Source organism: Solibacillus sp. CAU 1738, assembly GCF_039888725.1.
Lineage (GTDB): Bacteria > Bacillota > Bacilli > Bacillales_A > Planococcaceae > Metasolibacillus.
In genome coordinates, this window is the sequence record NZ_JBDQQN010000003.1 from 529,458 (window position 1) to 551,038 (window position 21,581).

General features: G+C 36.4%; 15 protein-coding genes. 11 read left to right on the plus strand and 4 right to left on the minus strand.

All coding sequences use genetic code 11. The features are described from left to right. Nucleotides 1-85 precede the first annotated feature (85 nt). From AAFN87_RS11890 to AAFN87_RS11925, 8 genes are all read left to right on the plus strand, one after another. On the plus strand, nucleotides 86-1,564 hold the full coding sequence (locus tag AAFN87_RS11890; protein ID WP_347791282.1) for an O-antigen ligase family protein: 1,479 nt from the start codon (nucleotides 86-88) through the stop codon (nucleotides 1,562-1,564). A 101-nt stretch (nucleotides 1,565-1,665) separates the two neighbouring features. After that, nucleotides 1,666-1,803, plus strand: coding sequence for a hypothetical protein (locus AAFN87_RS11895; RefSeq protein WP_347791283.1), 138 nt, complete (start codon nucleotides 1,666-1,668; stop codon nucleotides 1,801-1,803). Between the two features lie 255 nt (nucleotides 1,804-2,058). Next, nucleotides 2,059-3,039 (plus strand): nuclease-related domain-containing protein, encoded by a 981-nt coding sequence (locus AAFN87_RS11900; protein WP_347791284.1) that lies wholly within the window; start codon nucleotides 2,059-2,061, stop codon nucleotides 3,037-3,039. Nucleotides 3,040-3,222: 183 nt separating this feature from the next. Then, nucleotides 3,223-5,985 carry an S-layer homology domain-containing protein gene (locus tag AAFN87_RS11905; RefSeq protein ID WP_347791285.1) on the plus strand — a complete coding sequence of 921 codons (2,763 nt, stop codon included), beginning with the start codon at nucleotides 3,223-3,225 and terminating at the stop codon, nucleotides 5,983-5,985. A gap of 398 nt (nucleotides 5,986-6,383) precedes the next feature. Beyond that, a complete protein-coding gene (locus AAFN87_RS11910; protein WP_347791286.1) occupies nucleotides 6,384-7,532 on the plus strand; it encodes a polysaccharide pyruvyl transferase family protein in 1,149 nt (382 codons plus the stop codon). Beyond that, the gene (locus tag AAFN87_RS11915) at nucleotides 7,529-8,608 is read left to right on the plus strand and encodes a glycosyltransferase (protein ID WP_347791287.1); all 1,080 of its coding nucleotides are present in this window, start codon (nucleotides 7,529-7,531) and stop codon (nucleotides 8,606-8,608) included. The genes AAFN87_RS11910 and AAFN87_RS11915 overlap by 4 nt, the downstream gene beginning before the upstream one ends. A 73-nt stretch (nucleotides 8,609-8,681) precedes the next feature. Then, nucleotides 8,682-10,211 (plus strand): murein biosynthesis integral membrane protein MurJ, encoded by a 1,530-nt coding sequence (gene murJ, locus AAFN87_RS11920; protein WP_347791288.1) that lies wholly within the window; start codon nucleotides 8,682-8,684, stop codon nucleotides 10,209-10,211. A 247-nt stretch (nucleotides 10,212-10,458) separates the two neighbouring features. Then, on the plus strand, nucleotides 10,459-11,058 hold the full coding sequence (locus AAFN87_RS11925) for a TetR/AcrR family transcriptional regulator (protein WP_347791289.1): 600 nt from the start codon (nucleotides 10,459-10,461) through the stop codon (nucleotides 11,056-11,058). Between the two features lie 56 nt (nucleotides 11,059-11,114). Here the strand turns inward: AAFN87_RS11925 and AAFN87_RS11930 are convergent, their stop codons facing one another. Together AAFN87_RS11930 and brnQ are read right to left on the minus strand one after the other, a co-directional pair. Next, nucleotides 11,115-12,470, minus strand: a complete 1,356-nt coding sequence (locus AAFN87_RS11930; RefSeq protein ID WP_347791290.1) for a S41 family peptidase — start codon at nucleotides 12,468-12,470, stop codon at nucleotides 11,115-11,117. Nucleotides 12,471-12,630: 160 nt separating this feature from the next. After that, the gene (gene brnQ, locus AAFN87_RS11935) at nucleotides 12,631-13,947 is read right to left on the minus strand and encodes a branched-chain amino acid transport system II carrier protein (protein WP_347791291.1); all 1,317 of its coding nucleotides are present in this window, start codon (nucleotides 13,945-13,947) and stop codon (nucleotides 12,631-12,633) included. 527 nt (nucleotides 13,948-14,474) lie between these two features. On the opposite strand from brnQ, the gene AAFN87_RS11940 reads away from it, so the two are divergent. Together AAFN87_RS11940 and AAFN87_RS11945 are read left to right on the plus strand one after the other, a co-directional pair. Then, entirely contained in the window at nucleotides 14,475-15,470 is a 996-nt protein-coding gene (locus tag AAFN87_RS11940; protein ID WP_347791292.1) for a C40 family peptidase, read from the plus strand. 445 nt (nucleotides 15,471-15,915) lie between these two features. After that, a complete protein-coding gene (locus tag AAFN87_RS11945) occupies nucleotides 15,916-16,401 on the plus strand; it encodes a C40 family peptidase (protein ID WP_347791293.1) in 486 nt (161 codons plus the stop codon). A 474-nt stretch (nucleotides 16,402-16,875) separates the two neighbouring features. Here the strand turns inward: AAFN87_RS11945 and AAFN87_RS11950 are convergent, their stop codons facing one another. Further along, nucleotides 16,876-17,772, minus strand: coding sequence for an accessory Sec system S-layer assembly protein (locus AAFN87_RS11950; RefSeq protein WP_347791294.1), 897 nt, complete (start codon nucleotides 17,770-17,772; stop codon nucleotides 16,876-16,878). Between the two features lies 1 nt (nucleotide 17,773). Then, nucleotides 17,774-20,143: an accessory Sec system translocase SecA2 gene (secA2, locus tag AAFN87_RS11955; protein ID WP_347791295.1), complete on the minus strand. Its 2,370-nt coding sequence runs from the start codon at nucleotides 20,141-20,143 to the stop codon at nucleotides 17,774-17,776. Nucleotides 20,144-20,414: 271 nt separating this feature from the next. Between secA2 and AAFN87_RS11960 the strand changes: the two genes are divergently transcribed. Beyond that, entirely contained in the window at nucleotides 20,415-21,470 is a 1,056-nt protein-coding gene (locus tag AAFN87_RS11960; RefSeq protein WP_347791296.1) for a glycosyltransferase family 4 protein, read from the plus strand. Nucleotides 21,471-21,581 lie beyond the last annotated feature (111 nt).

Here is a 21,581-nt window from a genome sequence, read left to right on the forward strand (position 1 = left end):
CATATTATACTTAGTATCGTCTTATCAACTAGAGCTCAGAGAACTGTTCATAGAATATTAATATAGAGAGAGGGTAGACACATCGATGACAGACATTTCAGTGAAGGTAAGGAAACAAGAGTGGCTTGAGCTATTACTCGCAATTGCCGTACTTATAGCTGCAACAATAATTCCTTCACAAATAGCTTTAATTAGCACGGCTGTGTTCTTTACGCTATTTGCATTTTTCAAACCATTCCAAAGCTTAGTTATTTTAGTACCATATGTGATTTTCCGTTCATTCTTTATCGAGTTGAATCCAGGTATGAAGCTAATTGGGGATTTAATAACATTCGTCGTATTTGCCCGATTATTATTATTTAATCTTAAAGGCTTCAAAACGTGGTTCCACTTTAAAAAGTTTGAATGGTTTTTCTTTGCCTTCTTAATTTTTGGAGCGATCATTGGTTATATGAACGGCGTAAGTGTAGCCTCTGTTATATTCCAATTGCGTACGTTTTTAATTATGTATATTTTGTATTACGTTTTAAGTCGCAGCAAACTTCCACAAAACTTTTTCGTAAAGCTAGCGTGGATTACGGTTTTATCAGGAATTGTATTATTTGTTCAAGGCATTGTTGAGAAATTATCGTTGCGTATGATGTGGATGCCAGAAGCATGGACACAAAAAGTATTGTCAGGTACAAACTTTGCGCGTATTTACGGCTTGCTAAATAACCCGAACTCATTAGCACTTGTCATGTTTTTCGCGATTTGTGCTGCATTTTTCTTGCGATGGGCATACAAAGATGGGCAATTTAAATACGTATTAATTGTTTCACAAGTGGCATTTTCGGGCTTATTAATACTTACATTATCGCGTGGTACGTGGATTGCTTCATTTACGTTTGTAGTCTTCTTTATGTTACTTTCACGCAACTGGAAGTTATTAAAAAGTATCGCTATTACTTTTGTAGCGAGTATTGTTTTTGTGTACTTTCCGGTTAATATAGGTGTAGACTTGCTGAAAAATCTTGGAGTAGAGAATTCAATCGCACCTGAGGAAGCAACAACTAGTATTAGTGGTCGTTTTGCAGGTACATTTAATGAAGATACTTTAACGAAAATGAACGAAAGTGGACGCGTTTTCTATATTAAAAAAGGGTTTGAAGTGTTTAAAGATTATCCGATTACGGGCGCAGGCTTCGGTACTTTTGGTGGCTCAGCGACATTAACCTATGATTCACCAATTTATGAAGAGTACGGAATTCGCTCTGACATTTACGGAGGTAAAAACTTCTACTCTGATAATCAATATATCCAAGTAATCGCTGAGACGGGAACTGTTGGGGTCATATTATTTGCTGGCTTCTTATTGATGATGTTATGGATGTTCTGGAAGGAGCGCCATACAACATTCGGTCAATACATGATCGCGCTCTGGTTCGCAACAGGTATTTGCGGATTCTTCTATAATATTTGGGAATTAAAAGTATATACGATGTTCTACTTTATGATATTTGCGATTTTTGCAAGCAATCGAGCACTTTATCCAATGCTTGATTTGAATAAAGACGGAGAATGATAATGAACTGCTTTCGAATTTTGATTCGAAGGCAGTTTTTTTGTGCCCATTGAATGTGGAGTGGCGGGCTAGTAATAGGGAGTGAAGAGCGAGTAAATCGCATGGGAAAGCGAGTAAAAGAAGTGGAACAGCTAGTAAAGCAGGAAGTAGCGAATAAAAGCCTGCAAAGAGCGAGTAAACCTCATGGAAGAGCGAGTAAAAGCGGTGGAACAGCTAGTAAAGCAGGGAGTAGCGAGTAAAAGCCTGTGTAGAGCGAGTAAACCACATGGGAGAGCGAGTAAAAGTACTGGAACAGCTAGTAAAGCATCAAGTGGTGAGTAAAAACCTGTGAAGAGCGAATAATTTCATATACCTCACCGTTAACCATACTATAACAAAATCTTATTATATGAAAATGCCAAAAGGAAATTTTGAAAGCATTTATTTAACTGCTTTGACCTATAGAGTTTTGATTAAATACTCTTTAAAATGATATAAAGGAGGAGGTTGATGAATTGATTATTTTACCTAGAAAGGCGTCAAAAAAGATGCGAGTGCTTAAAAGTATATTACGAAGAGCTGAGCTATCGCCATCACAACGAGTGCAATATGAAGAACAGTTAAAAAGACTTGAAGCCGGCTATGCCGGAGAATGTCGTGCGGACCGGTACTGGGAAGAGCTAGAATGGCCAGAATCGCATTACTTATTTTATAATTACGAAACAGTAAACCAGTATGGATATACACATCAAATTGACACGATATTTTTAACTACAAAATATTTATTGATTGTCGAAATTAAAAATATTGCCGGGGTAATGAAAATAGATATGGAACATCATCAATTTTTACGCACGACCTCTGATGGTAGAGTTGAGAATTTTGTAAACCCAGTGGATCAAATTGAACGCCATGAAAAGTACATACACTCCATTTTGATTCAGCTAAAAATAAAGCTACCCATTCTTAAAGTAATTATCTTAACGAACCCTTCATCAGTCATTCAAACAACCTCGAATACAATTCCGATTTTTCATTTATCAGGACTTTCCTCTAAGTTAGCGCAATTTAATACTAACTACACTACTCAAATTGACCATAACCAAATAGAACACATTAAAAATGAATTAATGAAAAGATATCAACCTTCATCTTGGAGTCCTACTCAAATCTATCCAATAAAAAAAGGCATACAGTGCAGAAATGGACATACCATGCTATACAAAAGAGGCGCTTTCCGATGCGATTGCGGCGAAAAATCCAATGTTACTTTATCTGAAGCATTAACGGATTATTATTATCTTGTAAATCCGACTATCACTAATAAAGAACTTAGGGATTTTTTATGTATAGAATGTCCTCATGCAGCGAGTAAACTATTGAAAAAATTGGCTTTTCCTTCTGTTGGGGAATTTAAAAACCGCGTTTACTTCATTCCTAATTGCGAAATAGAAGTACAAAATAAAAGTCGCTACTCTAATAAAATATTAGAATAGCGATTTTGTGTTTTATAGCCCACCTTTCTTACAGAGAAATTAACATTTTAATACATTAAGTAGCTTATTTTCATATATTGATACATGATTGTAATAGAAACAATACCAAAAATTTGTTAAGGTAGTAGAGTATTATATTAAGAGAGGAAGGTGACATGCTTCGACAACTTTGAAGCGATAACAATGAAGGTTAAATTATCATTATTATGTAGTTTATTGCTAATGTTTTTTTTAATTTTAGGGGGTTCTGGTACAGGTTACGCAGCATTCCAAACAACGAATGAAACGTATCCTGTATCTCAAGGGGTAAATTATTCTAACTATACATATGCGCAATCCAACGCGAATGTTGTGAATCATTTAGAAGTTGATTTATCAAATCCATATACAAAACTTACTCTTGGTCTACCGACGCCAATTAATACAGTAATGACGACGACAGATCATGCGAATAAAAATTCAAAAGAAGGTAATCGAGTAGTTGGTGCGATTAACTCAAATTTTTACAATATGGGCGATGGTTATCCGCTCTATTTAATTTCCCAATATAATTCTATCGTAACACCGAGCGTCATTTCAGACTCGAGCTCGAACTTTGTAAGCCAACCGATTGCATTCGGAATTACGGCAAATGGTAATGCTGAGATTGCCTATTATAATAGTGATATTATTGTAAATTATAAGGGCGAAGGAATTAAAGTAGATGGGTTAAATGTGAAGCGTGGAACAGACGAAGCAGTTATTTATACACCACAAAACCATAGCTCACAAACTCCAAATGGCGGTAAAGGAATGGAGTTTATCGTTGAGACAGGTTCTACTGTGTCAGCAACAAAATTTGGCCAAACTTTAACTGGTAAAGTAACAGCAATACGTGGTTATGACGATGAAAAAAAAGCTAAAATTCCTCGTAACGGCTTTGTCTTATCTTTCAACGGATCGAAGTGGGGCGATAAATTCCGCAACATTAAAGTAGGAGAAGAAATTTCTGTTACATTTGCGATAGATAATCGTTGGATGGACGCACAGTTTATGATGGCGAGCGGTCCACTTTTAGTATTAGACGGTAAAGTGAATTTAACAATGGATCCAAATAGCTCGCGTGCAAAAGAAATTGCTCCACGAACAGCAGTTGCTATTAGTAAAGATAAAAAAACAGTGCATTTAATAACAGTAGATGGTCGACAAGGCTCTAGTAAAGGGATGACATTATCACAGTTTGCAAACTATTTAGTGAAGCTTGGTGTGGATCGTGCAATTAATTTAGATGGTGGCGGTTCAACGGCTATGGGTATTCGTAAATATGGTAGTAACACAGTCGTCCTAGCGAATAGTCCATCGGGTGGAGTGCAGCGCCGTGTTTCTGCCATTTTACAAGCAGTGAGCACAGGGACAACAGGTGCTCCAAAAACAATAAAAGTAACACGTGATCAAGTAGGCTCATTACTTGTCGGTGCAACGGTTAACTTAAAGCCTGATTATGTATTAGATGAGCACTACAATCCACTGTCAGTAAATGCTAGCGATTTTAATGTCACTGCACAAAATGGTACGATTGATGTAAATGGTCTTAGCTATACAGCAGTTAGTGCCGGCAGTGAACGCGTAACGGTAACGAATGGTGGCGCATCACAAACAATTACCTTTAATGTGTTAGATGCACCAGTAGGCTTCTCTATATCGGCAGCAACAACAACATTAGAGCCAGGTGCATCATTACAAATGAAAGCACATGTAACTGGTCAAAACAATGAGAATCTAGTGTATTCGCCTTCGCAAATGACTTGGTCTGTGGATGGGGATATTGGTACGATTTCTCAGACAGGGCTATTTACTTCTAATGGCAAGCTAGGAAAAGCAGTGATTACAGCACAGCTAGGTACGAAAACAGTATCGAAAGAAATAGAAGTAAAACAAACATTTACAGAACAAGTCTTTGCTATTTCTAACTTTGAAAAGCAAGATGAATGGCGTACAGAAGCGTCATTAGCTACAGCAAAAGCGACGTTAGAGGACGCGAAAACAATTGGCAAACAAGGTAAACATTCAATGAAATTTACGTATGATATGACGGGCAATAGTGAAGGAACAGCCGCTGCCTATTTACGTTTAAATTCTCTTGTACGATTGCCTGCTGAGCCGATTAAGCTAGGTGTTTGGGTATACGGAGATGGCAAAGGCACTTGGGTAAGAGGCCAAATTCGTGATGCAGCAGGTGGTAAGCATACAGTTGATTTCACGGCTGAAAACGGTCAAACATGGACAGGGTGGAAATATATCGAAGCAGATATTGCAAAAGATATTCCGAAGCCAATTTCATTTGAATCCCTATATATCGTGCAGCCAACTGTAGCGAAGCAAAAAGCGGGTACATTGTATTTCGACAAGTTACAAGCTATCTATTCATCTAATTATGAGGAAGCATTATTTACAGATATTAGCGCAAAACATAATTATAAAAATGAAGTGCGTTATTTAGTCGAAAACGGCTTAATTAGTGGCTATGGTGATGGTTCATTTAAACCAGAGCAAGCATTAACGCGTGCACATGCCGCTGTTTTATTATCGCGCGCCCTTAAATTAAATACAAAAGAAGTATCAAATCCAGGTTTCTCAGATGTATCAACAAGCCATCCGTATTATAAAGAAATCGCAGCAATCGTCGGAGCAGGTATTATGAATGGTACGGGCGACGGAAAATTTGATCCAAATGCGAAATTAACACGCGCGCAAATGGCTAAAATTTTAGTAGTTGCGTATGATTTAAAAGGGACGACAGATTCGAAGTTTAAAGATGTAAGTCCGAAACACTGGTCATATGATTATGTGCATACATTAGCGGCGAACGGTATTACGACTGGCTATGAAGATAATACATTTAAACCAGGAGTAGAAGTATCACGCGTGCACTTTAGTTTATTCTTATATCGAACAATTACAAAATAATTTTGGCTCCCGGGTGTGGTGTGAACCCGGGAGTTTTTGTTTTGGGCGGTCGAGGTAATTGAGTTTAGAGGAAGTTTGTGTGTTGTGGGGCTGCTGTCTTACGTAAGGGAAGATCGAACGCAAGCCCAGGGAAAGCGAACACAAGGCCCGAGAAAGCGAACACAAGCCTCGAGAAAGTGAGCGCATCCCCCGAGAAAGAGCGAACACTCTCCAGAAAAGCCGTCAAAATAAACAAATCACGGTTTACCTACATGCTAAATGCAACGAATAAAAAGACATTATGCTATACTTATACCAAATGAAAATGGAATGAAAGTGCGGGTTTTCGGGGCTTTTGTCGAACCAAACCTGCTCAGGAAACGTCACAGCAAATTATAAACTGATTAACAAAAGGATGAATGAACGTGAAAATTGGAATCGTTGGAAACTATGGAAATGATAATAATGGTGATGAGGCGATTTTATTAAGCATTATTCGCCAGCTAGAAAAAGCTTTTTCAATTCCTACAGAAAATTTAGTCGTATTTAGTAATAACCCGAAACAAACAGCTGCGCGTTATAACGTACAAAGTTACCCCCTTTATTATAAAAATGGTAATGCGCCGAAAACATTTTTCAAAACTTATAAAGAAAACTCAAAAGTCGTTAAAACACTGGATTTCGTCGTAATCGGTGGGGGCGGTATTTTAATGGATCTTTACAAGCGTGAGGCGCCACTGTACGGCTCCTACGCAATGATGGCCAAAAATGCAGGTGTGCCATATGTGGTGTATGGTTGTGGGGCAGGTCCGTTAAACACGGGGCTAGGTAAGTGGTTTATCCGCTATATGGCAAAGCATGCACAAAATATATCTGTACGTGACCCACAATCGAAAGCACTTCTACAATCAATCGGTGTGAAGCGTGACGTACATGTAATTGGAGATCCAGCATTTAGCTTAGAGGTGGAGCGTGATGGTTATAGCGAACAGCCGAAAAAAATTGGTGTGACAGCAGTACCGTATTACAATGCATCCTATTGGCCAACAGGTGATGAAACAAAATATCAAAATTATATTATAGGCATGGCAAAAAATTTAGACCGACTTATTGAAGAATATGATACAGAAATATTATTTTTCGCAACTAAATTCCCGCAAGATGCCGATGTAACAAAAGATATTAAAAAGCTAATGCAGCATGGTGAGCGTACGACAATACTCGATGAAAACTGCCCGCCACAGCGCATTTTACAACTAACAGGTTCGTTCGATGTATTAATTGGTACACGCCTCCACTCGCTAATTTTAGCAACTGATACGAAAACACCAATTATTGGGGTATCTTATCATGTAAAAGTGAATGACTTTTTACAAATGGCAGGCCTTGGAGATTATTCGATTGGGATAGATACGCTACATGAGAAAGATAATTATTTCACAACATTATACGAGAAAATGAATGCTAATTGGCCAGCTGCACAAGCGCTTGCAAATGCAACGAACGAAGCTTTTAAAGAAAAATCTAGTTTAGGTTTGAAGCTTTTAAAAGAAGGTGTGAAGCGATGAAAAAAGCGCTGATCATTAGTAATATGTATCCATCGCAGGATCACTTATCATACGGTATTTTCGTGAAAAACCAAGTTCAGCAATTAAATGAGGCAGGCATTGAAACATTATTGGCAGTAAATAATGATCCGGCAACAGGGAAGAAAAATGTCATAAAAAAATATTCGAAATGGGCGCTCAATGTGTGGTCCACATTTCGAAAAAATAAGCGTGATATAAGTATTACGCATGCGCATTATGTATTTCCTAGTGGGTTGTTTAGCTATTACTTGAAAAAGCGTTATAATGTACCGTATATTGTAACAGCACATGGCGGCGATATTAATAAAATGGCGAAAAAAAATTCACGTATTAAAAATTATACGGCAAATATATTGCAAAACGCAGATCATGTCATTGCTGTTGGAGAAGAGCTTGCGCAAACGATTCAATCAGAATACGATGTGCCGGAAAATCGCATTACCGTAATGAGTATGGGCATTGATCGTACGGTTTTTAAAGAAACAGACAAACGCACTGCACAGCTGGCACTCGGGATGGATCCGGAACGTACGAATTTTTTATTTGTCGGCAATATTATTCAAGAAAAAGGTGTTGAGGAACTAGTAACCGCATTTAACACACTAGATGCACAACATCCGAATAAATCTGCATTATATTGTATTGGATCAACGAAGGATGCAAACTTTACAACTAAAGTGAAGCAACTCAAAACAAGCGATAATATCCACTTTATTGAGCCAATGCCACAAACAGAGCTGGCACGATATTTCCAAGCGGCTAGCATTTTCGTCTTGCCATCATACATTGAGGGACTTGGACTTGTGGCACTTGAAGCAATGAGCTGTGGCACGCCAGTCATTGCTTCCGAAGTGGGTGGCTTAAAATATATACTAGCAAATAACACAGGTGTGCTTGTATCACCGAAAGACGCGTCAGCTCTCGAGCAGGCGATGTCTAGTGCATTGCAAGGCATCCAAGTAGATGAAGCAAAAGTGCAGCAACTACTTGAGACACATGATGCAAAAAATATTGTACAGCGTTTAACTACGCTTTATAAACAGATTGCAAAATGAGTAACAACTTCCACCTCACATTGTTGAGGTATACAAATTTGCAAAATGAACAGCAAAAGGATTGTGATTTAGTTTGAACCGTATTATTAAAATTGTCGGGGCAGTAGTTGTTGTTAATATGCTCGCACGACTTTTGGGATTTTTACGTGAAATAATTATTGGTGTGCAATACGGTACGACAACACTTGCTGATAGTATTGTGAATGCTTATACAATCCCAAATTTATTGTATTTAGTTATTGGTGGAGCGTTTACTACTGCCTTTATTTCGATTTATCATAAAACGAATGAACAAATAGAACATTATATTCGCCGTACGTTTACGACTATTTTAGTTTCTATTTCGATACTTTCGATATTATTTATTGTACTAGCTGATCCGATTTTACAATGGTATTTCTTTCAAGGTAAAAATATTGAGAACTTCCAAGAGGAATATAATTTATTAAAATCATTGTACATATGGATGATGCCTTCAACAATTATGCTTGTGCTATCTACTTGGTTAAGTGGTGTGCTGAATGTACAAGGGAAATTCCATTTATCAAGTTTCTCTGTACTCGTTTATAACTTATCGTTCCTCATTATTTCAGTAGGACTTTCTCTAATTATTGGGCCGATTGGATACGGAGTTGGTGCGTTAATCGGTGCTGCGTGTATGTTTTTCTTCCTCGTATTTGGGGTACGAAATATCCCACATATGTCATTTAAGCCGATGCTTCCAAATGCTGATGATCAAAAGGAATTATGGAAAGTCGCATTGCCGATTATGCTTGGTGGGGCAACAGCACAAATGTATATATTAATTCAGCGTTTCTTTACGAACGGATTAGCAGAAGGTGTCGTGTCAGCAATGAACTATGCTACGAAAATGTCACAGTTCCCGCAAGCAGTTTTAATGACAGCTGTCACAACGGTTATTTTCCCGCTCCTTAGTAAAAAAGAAGGAGAGGGCGATACTGCTGCTGTCAAAGAGTTATATTTGCGCGGTTTAAGATTGCTGTACATTCTTGTTATGCCGATTTCGGTGTATTTTTACTTTCAGGCAGAGCCGATTGTCCGTATCGTCTATGAATATGGAAAATTCGGCGCAGCATCAACAGCTATAACAGCACCGCTCGTGAAAATTTTCAGCTTAACGATGTTTTTCTTAGCTGCAAATATGTATGTAACGCGTTTCTACTACGCTAAAGGGAACTCCATGACGCCTGTACTATTTAGTTTAATATCAGTGTTTGGTGTTAATATAGCCGTTATTTATGCGATGATAGATGCTTACGGAGCGGATGCAATTGCATGGGCAACATTAATTAGTGCGATAGTAAATTTTGTACTGCTCGTTGCTTGGTTACAATTAAAGTACAAGCTATTGCTTATTAATAAGAATGCTTTCCAGTTTATGAAGTTTGGGTTATTAACAATTGGTTTTGTCGCTGTAACATGGCTCGTGTCAACGTATATCACGATTGATTATAAATGGCTTCATGTTATCGTCACATTCCTATTGACAGTAATAGGCTATATTACACTCTTATTCGTCATGAAATTCACAGAGCTGGATAGTATATTCAATAAAGTGAAGAAAAAGATAATGAAGAAATAAGTTTATAATGAAAGCTTTTTTGTAAATAACACATTATAAAAGCTAGGATTCCGTATATTAATGCGAATTCTAGCTTGTTTGTTTATTTGGAAATTACTACGTATTAATATATTGGAACTACTAAATATTAGGGTATTTGTTATTTTTGTGACGGAATCCTTTATTTTGAAAAAAAATTAATATATAATGAATGTGAAATATATGGTAATGAAAATACATCTATAAAGAGAAATAAAGGTGGATGAATATGGCAAGAGGAAGAAGAGTAAATTCGAGTGGTGAAAAAAGTAAACAGTTATTATTAGAAAAGGCGATGGAACTCTTTTCATCAAATGGTTACCATCAGACTAAAATTAGCGATATTGTAAAAGCTGCTGATTTAACTCAGCCGACATTTTATTTGTATTTCCAAAGCAAAGAATCTTTATTTAATGATTTACATGAAAATTTCCAAAAAAATTTATATGCGATTCTTTCAAACAAAGAAGCGGAATTACAGCGTGATGTGATTAGTGTAAAGGAAATAATACATAGTAATTTAACGAAAATTTTTACATACTTTGTTAAGAACCCGAACTTATCGAAAATTGGCTTTTATGATTCCGAGCAGGCAACAAACTTAAAAGCAAATTTAGTAAAGATTTTAGTGGATATATTAAATAATGAGTCAAATCAACTTATAGTGCAAAAACAAGTCGATAATTGTACACTAGCGCAAAGCTTAATGGGCACAATTGAACGTTTAACGTTAACAAATTTATTAACACATGAGCGTGAGCCACAACAATTAGCAGATGATATAGTCAATATTTACTTTGTAGAAGAACGTGTGCTAGTGACTACATAAAAAAATACGAGGTTGGCGTAAGCCACCTCGTATTTTTATTTTTGAAGACATACTCTTTATTTGACAGTTACATGTACGTAGCGACCACTTTTCAATTTTTTGCCGGCCTCATCTTTTACAGAAGGGTGAACAAGAAGCATATACTGTGCACCTTCTGTTAACGGCTTACTCGGTGTAATGAGCAACTTGTTTTTTTGTTGTTTCATTGTGAACGGCACTGTATCGCCACCAAGTGTTACGAGTTCAATCGCATTTGCAAGCTGATCACTTGAAACATCCTTACTAAAAGCAACTGTAAATGATTTCGTTGCTTGCACAGTGATTGGTGACAAAGCTTTATATGAACTAAATTTACTTACAAGCGCATCGAAATGGGCAGTCATAATTGGCTTAGCAGTTGACACTTGAGGTTTCACACCAACTTCATTTATTTGGCTTCCTTTTGGCCCAGTAAATTTTCCAATCGTTAGCTTTAAATAGCTTCCATCAGATAATTCATAAAAGCCTTGCATAGAGCCTTTACCATACGTTTGTTCTCCATAAAGAATTGCTGTCTCTTGATCGACAAGTGCTGCTGCCATCATTTCGGAGGCGCTTGCACTAAAACGATTTACTAAAACACGCGTATTGCTAGGAAATTGCACGGATTGCTTTACCGCCTTGTGAACAGATGTTTCATCTGCCATTTGTAATTTATAGGCAAGAGGAGTATTCGGGAACATACCAATTAGCTCTTCAGCAGCTGATACGTAACCTCCGCCATTATTTTGTATATCAACAATAAATGTTTTTGCGCCTTCCTTTTTTAACTTGTCATATGCTTTTTTGACTAATGGTGCAGCATCTTCTGAAAAGGAACTTAAATGAATATAGCCGACATTTCCATAAAATAATTCTGTTGTAACATTTGGCACAGTAAAAGATTTACGTACAAGTGTTTTCGAAGTTGTTTGTCCGTTTTGCAAAAGATCTATTTTAACTGCTGTATTTTTTTTACCTAAAATAAGTGAAGATGCTTCCTGTACAGACATGTCGACAGCTGATTGTCCATTAATGCTCACAATAATATCCCCAGTTTTAATGCCAGCTTTATAGGCACTTCCACCTTCAATGACTTGCATAATTACTATGCCTTGCTCGTGTTTTTCAATAACAACGCCGATTCCTACTGAAGTCATTTCTATAGAATTAATATACGCTTCAAATTCCTCAGCGGTAAAGTAAGTAGAATATGCATCGAGCATCTCCATTACTTCATCAATTGATTTTGCTTTTTTTAAATCACCATTAATTGTTCCAACATAATCAGACTGTATATACGATTTTAGTTCATCTAAAATCTCAGCATTTGCACCTGATGGTAATAAAAGTAAGAATGCGAAGCAAAAAAGTATACCTTTAATAAATTTCATTTCATCCACACCTTTTTTTGAGTTGATATTATTATATACATCATTTGAAAATTAATAAAATGTAAAATTTTCACAAAATAATAAATCAAAAAAAGAAGGGAGAGCTAGGTTTATAGCTCTCCCTTTACACTATATACAGCACGTGAAGCATTTAGACATGTTATTTTCGACTGCGATAAACGATATAACCAATTGCAAAACCAATAATGGCAGGAACTAGCCAGCCTAAATTATGCTCATAAAAAGGTAAATAGCTTAGTGCTTTTTCATATGCGGGAATTTCGATACCAACTTTTTTCAAGCCATCATAAATACTAACCAAAGCTGTTGCAATTAACGCTAAGCTGTATACTAATGGATTGTGGTTAAAGAGATTCGCAAATAATGCTAGTACCATAAGCACAATGGCAACTGGATAAATAGCTAATAATATTGGTAATGAATACGCAATAATATCCTCTAATCCAAAGTTTGAAATGATTAAGCTGAATAGCGTGAAAATGATTAAATATGCTTGGTATGACACTCCTGGAAGGTTTTTAGCAAAGAATGTTGCATTCGCTGAAAGCAAACCAACAGCAGTCGTTATACAGGCTAAAATAATAGTTGCCGATAAAATGATACTACCAGCTTGACCATATAACACTTTTGCTGCCTCGGCAATAATTATTCCACCGTCATTATAATAACCGATTGCATTAGTGCTTGTAACACCGATATAGGCAAGCGAAATATATACGAACGCTAATCCAATCGCTGCAACAATACCAGAGAAAATGGCGATTTTTACTTGTTGAGCGCTATTAGTCACACCGCGTGCGCGCAATGCTTGGACAATTACAATACCGAAAACTAAAGCACCAAGCACATCCATCGTTAAATAACCTTGGATAAAGCTCTCAGAGAATGCTGCTGTTTTATAGACTCCTTGTGCTTCACCAATTTGCCCCATAGGCGTAATAACACTTTTCACCGCTAATAATGAAATAATGATTAGCAATGTAGGCGTTAAAAATTTGCCGATTCGGTCTACAAGTTTCGTTGGATTAAACGCTAAATACATCGTAATACTAAAGAAAATAATAGATGTAATAAATAATGGTAGCCAGCTATCTCTCATTGCCTCGGTTAAAAATGGGGCAACTCCGATTTCATACGAAACAGCAGCAGTTCGAGGAATAGCAAAAAGTGGGCCGATTGATAAATAAACAATAGAAGTAAACACTATGCCGAAAAGGGGATGGACTTTACTTGCAAGAACTTGTAAATCGCCACCATTTTTTGCTACTGCAATAATTGCGATTAATGGTAAACCTACTCCAGTGATGAGGAAGCCAAGCATTGATATAAATATATGTTCTCCTGCCTGTTGACCTAATAAAGGTGGAAATATAATATTCCCAGCTCCTAAAAATAGCGCAAATAACATAAATCCTACAGCAAGATTTTCACGGATAAAACTTTTGGTGTTATTCATAAATGAAAACTAACTCCTTCAAGATTAAAAAGCCGAAACTTTCGAACAATATTTTGTAGTACACAGAGATGCATTTTAACATAATTTTTAGTTAAATCATATAAGTTTCGCGAAAATACTTTGTAATAATTTTATTTTTGTTACAACATTGAAAATAAGCTAGGAAAATAGACTGATTGCTTTTGGAAAATCACGGAAAAGCTAGAAATACAGGATAATAGCCCATTGCAGACAAGTGCTAGATTTCGGTAAAATAATAATAGAAAGAATAATAGATAGAGGGTATTTAATAACGAGAAACAGTGAATAGAAAGATTCTGTATTTTTATAGCTTATACTTTCTTCAGCCTTTGAGATTAATCGTCCTAAATGTCAATGTTGGCAAAGAAAGACGCTAATTCGATTAGTTGTTGTTAACGGAGTGCTTCATCTATTATACATTCTAAATTTATGAGCCTTCTACTATAATAGTAATATTTTTAGTGGGACTTCTTAAATAATTGCTAGAGAAAAGGAGAGTTTTCGATATGAAAAAGAAATGGCAATTTGCATTAGCGAGTGTATTATTAACATCTGCACTTGTTGCACCAGTAGCAGACGCCGCAGCATCGTATACAGTTCAAAAAGGCGATACTTTATCGAAGATTGCGAAAGCTCACAACACGACAATTCAACAATTAAAACGATGGAATAATTTAAAATCTGATCATATTTTTGTTGAGCAAAAGCTAATTATTGCAAGTGCTGGATCGAAGCCACCTGCCACAAATATAGTTCACAATCCTATTTCTCATAATAAACAAGAAGGGCAAGTAACAAATACTGTAGAAGTAGACACACAAACATATAAAGTACAAAAGGGCGATACATTAACAAAAGTCGCTAAAAAATACAATGTGACAGTAGCATCAATAAAAGAGTGGAATAATCTGAATTCAGATTCGATTTTTGTTGGTCAAATTTTGAAATTTGGCAAGGAAGAAGTTGAGGAAACTAATACTAATTCTCCTGTAGATGAAGTAACAGAGTCTGACAATGATGTTGGCGGACAGTTTACGGAGCAGGAAATTATTAGCGCGGATACGCAAATTGCAAGTCAGCTAGCAAAAGAAACGGTATTAACTTACGAACCAGGTGGGGAAGGACAAGCAAAGTATGAGAGTGTTCTAGCGCTTGCTCAGGGGCTAGTTGGTACGCCGTATATGTACGGAGGTAATACGGTAGATGGTTTTGATTGCAGCGGTTTTGTAAAATATGTGTATGCGAATACAGGTATGCCAATTATACGTAAAAGTAGCTTGAATTATTTTTTACAAGATACAACAATCGTTCAAAATCCAGTGCCAGGTGATTTAGTGTTTTTTAAAAACACATATATTTCTAATATTTCTCATATGGGCATTTATATTGGAGATAATGAGTTTATCCATGCAGGAGGTGCTGGGGTAGAAGTTTCAAACGTTACAAACCCTTACTGGCAAGATCGCTTTGTCGCCTTTAAACGCTTTAATTCGATTCAGTAAAGTAAATTATATGTTGAAGATATGACAGTTATCAATTATTGTGTATTGATTTCTAAAAGTTAGTAAAGTATGGGGCGTCTTAGCTATATATTAGACGCCCTTTTTTTATTGCTTTCGTACTAAAAAGTGTGAATATTACGTGAAGCAATGAATGCGAAAGTAATAATTGTTATTAAATAAGGGTAAATATTACAAATGTTACAATTGATTATTGCTTATATGTCAGATTATAACGAATTTTTTGGGGTTAATTATAAGAGGATAGTAGGTAGATGTGTTTAAAACCTTGATATAAAGGGAAATAAGGAAGTGTTTCTATTATATAACATAATAGGGTATGCGTAACTTCATTGTTACAGAACTGTAATGTTATAAAGTCCCAACTCATGATAATCTAATAACAATAAGTATTCAGATAATTACTGGACATATTGGAGGATTATAGATGAATTTTAATAAATACTTTCGTAATACAGTTTTAACATTCGTTGCAGTTATAGCTATTTTATTATCCCCAATTGGCGATAAAGAGGCATCTGCTTCGGATTTTAGCACTAAAGAGGTTAAGGAAATAGCTCAAAAATATTTAGGCTCTCCTTATTTATATGGTGGTACAACTTCAAAAGGATTCGATTGTTCTGGATACATTACTACTGTTTTCAAAGAGTTAGGCGTATCATTACCTCGTTCATCAGCTTCAATGTATGGAGTTGGAGAATCTGTTGATAAAAATGACTTAATCCCTGGCGATTTAGTTTTCTTTAATACTTCAGGTAGTGGAATTTCTCACGTAGGAATTTACTTAGGTGGTGGAGATTTCATTCATTCACAAACGGATATAGGTGTAAGTATTACAAGTATTAATGAAAAATATTATTGGGCAGATCGTTATGTAGGTGCAAAGCGCGTTGCCAGCGTTACATTTGACTAATCATCGCATATATACTCCAATATATAAAATATAAACTAGCATCCCTTATCTATATTAGATAGGGGATTTTCTATTTAGATAGATGACATAAACTAATTAAAAATGAGGTTTTTCCCGAGTTATAGTGTGCAATTCGTCAGACTGTGCGGTTTTCTGAGATTGAGTGTGGTTTACCCGAGTTAGCGTGCGCTTTTAACTCTCCTGCGTGCGTTTACCCTGATTTGCGTGCGCTTTTCGTCTGACTGTGCGGTTTTCTGAGATTGAGTGCGGTTTATCCGAGTTAGAGTGCGCTTTCTACACTCCTGCGTGCGTTTACCCTGATTTGAGTGCGCTTTTCGTCTGACTATGAGGTTATACATATGTAAAATCCGTAATTTAGCAGGTAAATCCCAAAGTAAAATAAATTATTTGTATTATCCACTCCATGTAAAAAACCCCTATCGAAAATAAAATTTCGGTAGGGGTTTTCAAATGCTATTGAGGTACGCGTGCTGTCCAGCGAGATAGATCGATACCTTTGACGTTAACTAATTGTGCAGGGAAGATAAATGTCCAAGGTTTAGTCGTATTCGGCTGCACCGTTAAAATAGGGTCTAATTTAAATGAACCTTTTGCCACTTGGTTACCTTTTGCATCGATAATTTCAAGTGGTAATTGCTCTAAGTTAATTGCTTTATCATTACCATTTCGGATAAAGATTGAAACATGTAAGCTTTTATCGTTTTGTAACTTAGCTTGTAAACCTGTGAAGTTCACTTCTGTTTTTCCAAGCTTCGGTAAATCTTTCACAATTTTCGCTAACTCTTCTTGTTGTTCTTTAGGTAATTGCTTTTTCCAAGTATCGTCTAAGTCTAATTGGTGACCGCGTAATGATATTAAATTAAATGCAATTTTCCAACCTTCTTCAGGTACTTCATCTGCTTCGATTGAATTGGCATCGAACTCGAATACCCAAGGGCGTGCACTTTCTGCTGGAATAACACCAAGATCTTTAAAATTGAACATTTTTGATGCTATACGTTTATCGTCTTTATCTAAAATAAATAGTTCGATTTCACCAAGTTCAATTGCTTCAGGAAGAGAAGAACGGAAAAAGGCTTTTACATTCCAAGCGCCTGAACGCGGATTTGTTTCGATATTAATTGCAGAAAGTGATAATTGGTTTGGCTTTAATGGTTGTAGCTCGTTTGCTAAAAAGTTAAAGACATATTGTTGTTCTTGTGGAACGTCCCATTCTGGATGGAATGACAGCTTTGTAATAACGTCTCTGTCGCCTTTTGTTTGTTTTGTACCTTTTGCTAATTCTTTAGAGTCGATTGCACTATCAGTACCGACTTTATCGCCTTTTTTGAAAAAATCAAATAAACCCATTTTATTGTTCCTCCTGCTCATGTACTGCTGTAATTGATTTCATAAATATTACAAGTTCTTCAACAATACCACGACGTAGCTCTTGGTAGTTTTTGCCGAATAATTCTAATCCTTCACGTTGGTATATACGCATTGGATCTTCTTGCTGGTAGTGACGTAATCCAATACCTTCTTTTAAATGCGCCATTTGTTCTAAATGTTTTACCCACATGCTATCGATGAAGCTTAGCATTACTTGTGGAATAATTTGCATCACTTGTTCATTTTCTTTAAAGCTTTCAATAAAATCACGTAATTCAAATACATTTGTATTTAATGAATCTAGAATTTTCGTTACTTTACTTTCAGTGCGATCAATTGTCGCAGGTGTTAGTAAAAGTGAATTTACTGTGCGCTCCATCTTATCAAAATCCCATTCAGAAATATCAACTTCCTCAGGGGCATTGTCACGTACTGCAAAATCTACTGTTTCATACATCATGCGAGTAATTTGCTCAAGCAGATTTTCTCTTGCTAGTACTTTATCACGAAGGTCATAGACAATTCGACGTTGATCATTAATGACATCATCGAGCTTTAAGTTATATTCACGCATTGAGAAGTGTGCGCCTTCAACAATGCGTTGTGTACGATCGATTAGCTCATTAATTTCTTTATTCTCGATACGTTTAATATCGTTTACTATCATTTTCTTTTTGAATTTTTCTACATCATCTTTTGCGAAACGTTTAAACATATCGTCTTCGATTGATAGGATGAACTGACTTTCACCTGGGTCGCCTTGACGTCCAGAACGACCGCGTAATTGATTGTCAACACGACGGCTTTCATGCTTTTCAGTACCGATTACGTAAAGACCACCAAGTTTGTCAACGCCTTCACCTAAGACGATATCAGTACCGCGACCAGCCATATTTGTTGCGACAGTAATACGTGATTTTTGACCAGCCTCAGATATTAATTCGACTTCTTGTTCCACTGTTTTTGCATTAAGCAATTGGTGTTTCAAGCCGTATTTTTTTAAATACTTTGATACTGTTTCAGATTGCAAAATTGAAGTTGTGCCGATTAATATAGGCTGTCCTTTTTCGTGACGGCGCAATGCTTCTTTGGCAACAAATTCGTATTTGTCTTCAGATGTTTCGAAAACAATATCTTTTTGGTCGATACGCTGGCGTGGACGATTCGTTGGAATTTGAATAACGCGCATATTGTATACTTCCAAAATTTCTTTTTCTTGTGTTTTTGCTGTACCCGTCATTCCTGACAATTTCGGATACATACGGAAGTAGTTTTGAATTGTAATTTGTGCCTGTGCTTTATTTTCTTCCGTAATTGTTACTTCTTCTTTCGCTTCAATCGCTTGGTGTAAGCCGTCTGACAGAGAACGACCTTCCATAATACGACCTGTAAACATATCAACAAGTTCGATTTTATCATCGCGCACGATATAATCTACATCGCGTTCGAACATAACGTGGGCACGAACTGCTTGAATGACATAATGATATAAAGTTTGATGCTCTAAGTCATATAAATTATCTACGCCAAAAGCAGCCTCAACTTTTTCAATTCCTTGCTCTGTTAACGAAGTTGCTTTCGTTTCATCATCGAAATCGTAGTCTTCATCCAGTTTGAAACGTTTAGCTAACATGGCTGCAATACGGTGTAATTCTTCATTTGCAGACATTTTTCCGGCAATAATGAGCGGTGTTTTAGCTTCATCGATTAACACAGAGTCTACTTCGTCAATAATCGCAAATGCATATGGACGTTGCACTTTATCAGCAATAGAGTGTGCCATATTATCACGTAAGTAGTCGAAGCCAAATTCAGTACCAACACCATATGTAATATCCGCGTTGTAAGCTTCTTTTTTATCGGCTGGCTCCATCATAGGTACGTTTAAGCCGACTGTTAAGCCTAAGAAACGGTGAATTTGCCCGATTTCCTCGAAGTCACGTTTAGCTAGGTAGTCATTGACTGTAATAACATGAACGCCTTTACCTTCTAAAGCACGTACATAGGAAGGGAGTGAGGCTACTAAAGTTTTCCCTTCACCAGTTGGCATTTCAGCAATATTACCTTCCGTTAAAACTAAACCGCCAATAATTTGAACATCATAATGGCGCTTATTTAAAACACGTTTAGAAGCTTCGCGAACGACAGCAAATGCGTCAGGAATAATTGCTATAATTTCTTCGCCGTTTTCTAATCGTTCTTTAAATGTTAATGTCATCCCTTGAAGCTCTTCATCTGTCATATGTGAGTAAGTTGCTTCAAGCTGATTAATTTGATCTACTATTTTGTAGTATTTTTTTAACTCACGAGTACTCGTTTGCTCTTTGTTACGATTGAAAATTGAGAACATTTTTTTACGCTCCTTTAAAATTGTCTATCATATAGTAGACACTTAATTATTTTATCAAACTTTAGGACGTATTACTACTTAAGGTTAAGAGAAAGGTGGCAATTTAAAAGTAAATTGGAATAAAGATACACATTTATTTTTTTAGGAATAATGTGAGAAATGCTCTAATAAATAAGTGCTATCCATTTCAAGATAAATGCTATATTTTGAACTGCAATCATGGTATAATTAAGTTGGTTTAAAATGTATATTAATTTTAAGGAGGAGAGACATGATTTACGTGTCTTTAATCGTGGCGTTTTTAGCGTCCATAATACTAACTCCACTTGTGAAGCGTTTAGCATTTCGTATTGGTGCGGTTGATGCACCTAATTATCGAAAAGTGCACGCACGCATAATGCCTCGACTAGGTGGCTTGGCCATATTTGGTGCGTTTATAATAGGTTTTATTTTTCTGAAATTAACGACAGGGTTTGAAAGTAAATATGCTTTTGCCATATTAATTGCGGCAACAATTATAGTTATTACAGGTGTTATTGATGATATGCGTGAAATTTCTGCTAAAGCTAAAATGCTTGGGCAGCTTGTTGCGGCATGCATCGTTGTATTTGTAGGTGGCATTCAAATTGAATTCATTAACTTACCATTTGAAGGTACATTGAGTTTTGGATGGCTGGGCATTCCGATAACGATTATATGGATTGTCGGAATTACAAATGCGATTAACTTAATAGACGGATTAGACGGACTGGCAGCGGGTGTTTCTACAATTGCCCTTATAACAATAGCTGCAATGGCGATGATCATTGGCAACGGTTTTGTCATTGCTATGGCGTCGATATTAGCGGCTGCAACTATTGGTTTTTTATTTTTCAACTTCCATCCTGCGAAAATTTTTATGGGTGATACCGGGGCGTTATTCCTCGGGTTTATGATTTCCGTATTTTCTTTGTTAGGATTTAAAAACATAACAGTCATAGCATTAATTATTCCAGTTATTATGTTAGGTGTGCCAATTTCTGATACATTTTTCGCGATTGTACGACGTTTGCGTATGAAAAAGAAATGGTCAGATCCGGATAAATCGCATTTACATCACCGTTTACTTGATTTAGGTTTCTCGCATCGTCAAACAGTACTCATTATTTATGGTATTGCGATGATATTCGGTTTGATGGCAATTATCTTCTCCATGGCGAAAGTATGGGGTGCGATTTTACTCGTTACAGTTATTTTGGTCGCAATCGAGCTCTTCGTTGAAGTGATTGGACTAGCCGGAAAAAACTACAAACCACTTTTAAATTTAGTGCGTATATTTAATAAATAAGGAAAGCCACTATTCATTGTGAATAGTGGCTTTTTTCATGGTCGCGCAGGAGATTTTGGGGCAATGGTCAATAGAATCTGAAATAAGGTCAATAGAATCTGAAATAAGGTC

Excerpts from the sequence above, each read along its gene's own strand:
- AAFN87_RS11890 (WP_347791282.1), top strand. The coding sequence starts at position 86 with ATGACAGACATTTCAGTGAAGGTAAGGAAACAAGAGTGGCTTGAGCTA.
- AAFN87_RS11895 (WP_347791283.1), top strand. The coding sequence starts at position 1,666 with ATGGGAAAGCGAGTAAAAGAAGTGGAACAGCTAGTAAAGCAGGAAGTA.
- AAFN87_RS11905 (WP_347791285.1), top strand. The coding sequence starts at position 3,223 with ATGAAGGTTAAATTATCATTATTATGTAGTTTATTGCTAATGTTTTTT.
- AAFN87_RS11910 (WP_347791286.1), top strand. The coding sequence starts at position 6,384 with ATGAACGTGAAAATTGGAATCGTTGGAAACTATGGAAATGATAATAAT.
- AAFN87_RS11915 (WP_347791287.1), top strand. The coding sequence starts at position 7,529 with ATGAAAAAAGCGCTGATCATTAGTAATATGTATCCATCGCAGGATCAC.
- AAFN87_RS11925 (WP_347791289.1), top strand. The coding sequence starts at position 10,459 with ATGGCAAGAGGAAGAAGAGTAAATTCGAGTGGTGAAAAAAGTAAACAG.
- AAFN87_RS11930 (WP_347791290.1), bottom strand. The coding sequence starts at position 12,470 with ATGAAATTTATTAAAGGTATACTTTTTTGCTTCGCATTCTTACTTTTA.
- brnQ (WP_347791291.1), bottom strand. The coding sequence starts at position 13,947 with ATGAATAACACCAAAAGTTTTATCCGTGAAAATCTTGCTGTAGGATTT.
- AAFN87_RS11940 (WP_347791292.1), top strand. The coding sequence starts at position 14,475 with ATGAAAAAGAAATGGCAATTTGCATTAGCGAGTGTATTATTAACATCT.
- AAFN87_RS11945 (WP_347791293.1), top strand. The coding sequence starts at position 15,916 with ATGAATTTTAATAAATACTTTCGTAATACAGTTTTAACATTCGTTGCA.
- AAFN87_RS11950 (WP_347791294.1), bottom strand. The coding sequence starts at position 17,772 with ATGGGTTTATTTGATTTTTTCAAAAAAGGCGATAAAGTCGGTACTGAT.
- secA2 (WP_347791295.1), bottom strand. The coding sequence starts at position 20,143 with ATGTTCTCAATTTTCAATCGTAACAAAGAGCAAACGAGTACTCGTGAG.
- AAFN87_RS11960 (WP_347791296.1), top strand. The coding sequence starts at position 20,415 with ATGATTTACGTGTCTTTAATCGTGGCGTTTTTAGCGTCCATAATACTA.